The sequence below is a fragment of the Streptomyces sp. NPDC004561 genome (assembly GCF_053602155.1).
This window is the reverse complement of the sequence record NZ_JBSGDB010000686.1, coordinates 1-3,599: the sequence shown is the minus strand read 5'-3', so window position 1 is coordinate 3,599 and position 3,599 is coordinate 1. Positions and strand designations below refer to the sequence as shown.

Here is a 3,599-nt window from a genome sequence, read left to right as displayed (position 1 = left end):
GCGCGGGCGACCGCGCCCGCGGGACGGACACCGGGTGCCGATCTGAGTACGGCTACTCAGGCACCCGCACCCGGCCCGGCCGCACGCTGGTGGCATGCTGTGGTCGGACCCGGAAGACGAGCCGCCGAAGGAACTGCGCGAGACGCAGGAGATGCTTCGGCGGCTCGGCCTCTTCATGGCCACGGCGATGATCCTGGTCATGCTGGTCATCGGCATGAGGTGAGCCGGACGGCACCACGTGACTAACCTGACGGCATGACGTCAAAGCGCCGGCGACTCGTGCTCGCCTCCCAGTCCCCCGCCCGGCTCGGCCTGCTCCGGCAGGCGGGCCTCGAGCCCGAGGTCATCGTGAGCGGGGTCGACGAGGACGCCGTCACCGCTCCCACCCCGGCGGACCTGGCGCTCGCCCTGGCCGAGGCGAAGGCGTCCGTCGTGGCGGCGAAGCCGGAGGTGCAGGGAGCCCTGGTGATCGGCTGCGACTCGGTGCTGGAGCTGGACGGGCAGGCCCTCGGCAAGCCCGTCGACGCCGAGGAGGCCGCGGCCCGCTGGAAGGGGATGCGCGGGCGGGCCGGCGTGCTCCAGACGGGTCACTGCATCTGGGACACGGCGGCCAAGCGGTACGTGTCGGCGACCGCCTCCACCGTCGTCCGGTTCGGCGACCCGAGCGACGAGGAGATCACCGCGTACGTGGCCTCCGGGGAACCCCTCCACGTCGCCGGGGCGTTCACCCTCGACGGACGTTCGGCGCCGTTCATCGAGGGCATCGACGGCGACCACGGCAACGTGATCGGCATCAGCCTGCCCCTCGTGCGCAAACTCCTCGCCGAACTGGGTGTAGGCATCACGGAGTTGTGGACGCCGTCCGAGTGATCTGGGCGGGGACGGAGTCCTGCGGCTCGTCGTCCCCGTCCTGCGGCTGCTCCGTACGGCCGACCGGTTCACTCTCCGGGGTGGTCGCCGGCTCGGTCTCCGCCTCCGGGTCACCGCCCTCGCCCGCACCCCTGCCGGACGCGGTCTCCTGCGGGCCGCCGTCACGGTCGTAGGTCATCAGCAGCAGCACGACGAGGCCGAGCACCACCACCATGAACAGGAACGCCGTCCAGCCCACCAGGCCCCAGGCGAACGCGCCCAGCAGGGCGTGCACGACGGCCACGCTGATCAGCAGGACGCGGCCGAAGCCCGCGGGGGCGCGATTGCGTATCGCCACCAGCAGCGCCACCAGGGCGCACAGCGCGAAGTAGAGCCCGAAGACGACTCCGCCGATCTTCGAGGACATCGACATCACATGCGGGTCGAGGCCGGCCAGGGACATCTTCTGCCGGTCCACGACCACGCCGAGGAACCAGTTCAGCGCCGCGATGAAGAGCGCCTCGGCGAGCAGTACGACCGCCACGATCCACGCCACCGGTCTGCGTACCACCGGCCCCCACCCACTCTCCAGTCAGATCCGTGTTACCCCAAGTACGTTCGAGACATCGCGAACGCTACTAACGGGTAAACCCCGGGACAAGGGTTCGCGCGGCAGCAAAGAATCATTGGGCCATTCGTAGGGACTCGACAAAGAAACGGAGTGGGCCGCAGCACGCCCTCACAGAGACCTTGACCACACGACAGGGCTAGGGTTTCCCGAAGGAGTCCTGCGTACCAAGGTGCGACTAGGGCTTTCGCGGGTCGAGCGAGCCTCGAATCACGCTCCGTGTGGGCAAGCTCACCATTGGGGACGGGTCGAAGTGCCGTGTCGGCAGTCCCTAAACTCGGCTTGTTTCAAGGAGGGAGCCTCAATCGTGCGCAAGGTGCTCATCGCCAACCGTGGCGAAATCGCTGTCCGCGTGGCCCGGGCCTGCCGGGACGCCGGGATCGCGAGCGTGGCCGTCTACGCCGACCCGGACCGGGACGCTCTGCATGTCCGCGCCGCGGATGAGGCGTTCGCCCTGGGCGGTGACACCCCGGCCACCAGTTACCTGGACATCGAAAAGGTCCTGAACGCCGCCCGTGAGTCCGGTGCGGACGCCGTCCATCCCGGTTACGGCTTCCTCTCGGAGAACGCCGAGTTCGCCCAGGCGGTGCTGGACGCGGATCTGATCTGGATCGGCCCGCCCCCGCACGCCATCCGGGACCTGGGTGACAAGGTCGCCGCGCGGCACATCGCGCAGCGCGCCGGCGCCCCGCTGGTGGCCGGTACGCCCGATCCGGTGAACGGCGCCGACGAGGTCGTCGCGTTCGCCCGGGAGAACGGCCTGCCCATCGCCATCAAGGCGGCGTTCGGCGGCGGCGGCCGCGGCCTGAAGGTCGCCCGCACCCTCGAAGAGGTGCCGGAGCTGTACGACTCGGCGGTCCGCGAGGCGGTCGCCGCCTTCGGTCGCGGCGAGTGCTTCGTGGAGCGCTACCTGGACCGTCCGCGGCACGTGGAGACCCAGTGCCTGGCCGACAAGCACGGCAACGTGGTCGTCGTCTCCACCCGCGACTGCTCCCTGCAGCGCCGCCACCAGAAGCTGGTGGAGGAGGCCCCGGCGCCGTTCCTCTCCGAGGAGCAGGTCGCCGAGCTGTACCGCGCCTCGAAGGCCATCCTCAAGGAGGCCGGCTACGAGGGCGCGGGCACCTGTGAGTTCCTGGTCGGCCAGGACGGCACGATCTCCTTCCTGGAGGTCAACACCCGTCTGCAGGTCGAGCACCCGGTGACCGAGGAGGTCGCGGGCATCGACCTGGTGCGCGAGATGTTCCGCATCGCCGACGGCGAGGAGCTGGGCTACGACGACCCCGCGCTGCGCGGTCACTCGTTCGAGTTCCGCATCAACGGCGAGGACCCGGGCCGCAACTTCCTGCCGGCCCCCGGCACGGTCACCCGCTTCGAGGCGCCGGCCGGTCCCGGTGTCCGCCTGGACGCGGGCGTGGAGTCCGGCTCGGTCATCGGCCCGGCGTGGGACTCGCTGCTCGCCAAGCTGATCGTGACGGGCCGGACCCGCAAGGAGGCCCTGGAGCGGGCCGCCCGCGCGCTGGACGAGTTCCAGGTCGAGGGCATGGCCACGGCCATCCCCTTCCACCGCGTGGTCGTGCGGGACCCGGCGTTCGCCCCCGAGCTGGGTGGCTCGGAGAACCCGTTCACGGTCCACACCCGGTGGATCGAGACCGAGTTCGTCAACGAGATCAAGCCGTTCGCCGCCCCCGCCGACACCGAGGCGGAGGAGGAGACCGGCCGCGAGACGGTCGTCGTCGAGGTCGGCGGCAAGCGCCTCGAGGTCTCGCTGCCCTCGTCCCTCGGCATGTCGCTGGCCCGCACCGGCCTCGCGGCGGGCGCCAAGCCGAAGCGCCGCGCGGCCAAGAAGTCCGGCCCCGTCGCCTCCGGTGACACCCTCGCCTCCCCGATGCAGGGCACGATCGTCAAGATCGCGGTCGAGGAGGGCCAGGAGGTCAAGGAGGGCGACCTGGTCGTCGTCCTTGAGGCCATGAAGATGGAGCAGCCGCTGAACGCGCACAGGGCGGGCACCATCAAGGGCCTGACTGCCGAGGTCGGCGCGTCCGTCACGTCCGGCGCGGCGATCTGCGAGATCAAGGACTGAAGTCCCGCCGCATCGACACCGAGTCGGCCCCCGGTACCCACC

4 protein-coding genes are annotated in these 3,599 nt (G+C 70.6%); 3 read left to right on the top strand and 1 reads right to left on the bottom strand.

From position 1 onward, the window contains the following. Positions 1-94: 94 nt before the first annotated feature. Together mmpB and ACWEN3_RS43555 are read left to right on the top strand one after the other, a co-directional pair. Positions 95-223, top strand: a complete 129-nt coding sequence (mmpB, locus tag ACWEN3_RS43560) for a morphogenic membrane protein MmpB (RefSeq protein WP_452983419.1) — start codon at positions 95-97, stop codon at positions 221-223. A gap of 32 nt (positions 224-255) precedes the next feature. After that, on the top strand, positions 256-870 hold the full coding sequence (locus ACWEN3_RS43555) for a Maf family protein (RefSeq protein WP_452983416.1): 615 nt from the start codon (positions 256-258) through the stop codon (positions 868-870). Here the strand turns inward: ACWEN3_RS43555 and ACWEN3_RS43550 are convergent. Continuing rightward, positions 842-1,405, bottom strand: a complete 564-nt coding sequence (locus ACWEN3_RS43550; protein ID WP_452983413.1) for a hypothetical protein — start codon at positions 1,403-1,405, stop codon at positions 842-844. The genes ACWEN3_RS43555 and ACWEN3_RS43550 overlap by 29 nt on opposite strands. A 379-nt stretch (positions 1,406-1,784) precedes the next feature. On the opposite strand from ACWEN3_RS43550, the gene ACWEN3_RS43545 reads away from it, so the two are divergent. Beyond that, positions 1,785-3,557, top strand: coding sequence for an acetyl/propionyl/methylcrotonyl-CoA carboxylase subunit alpha (locus ACWEN3_RS43545; protein ID WP_452983410.1), 1,773 nt, complete (start codon positions 1,785-1,787; stop codon positions 3,555-3,557). The last annotated feature ends 42 nt before the right edge of the window (positions 3,558-3,599 follow it).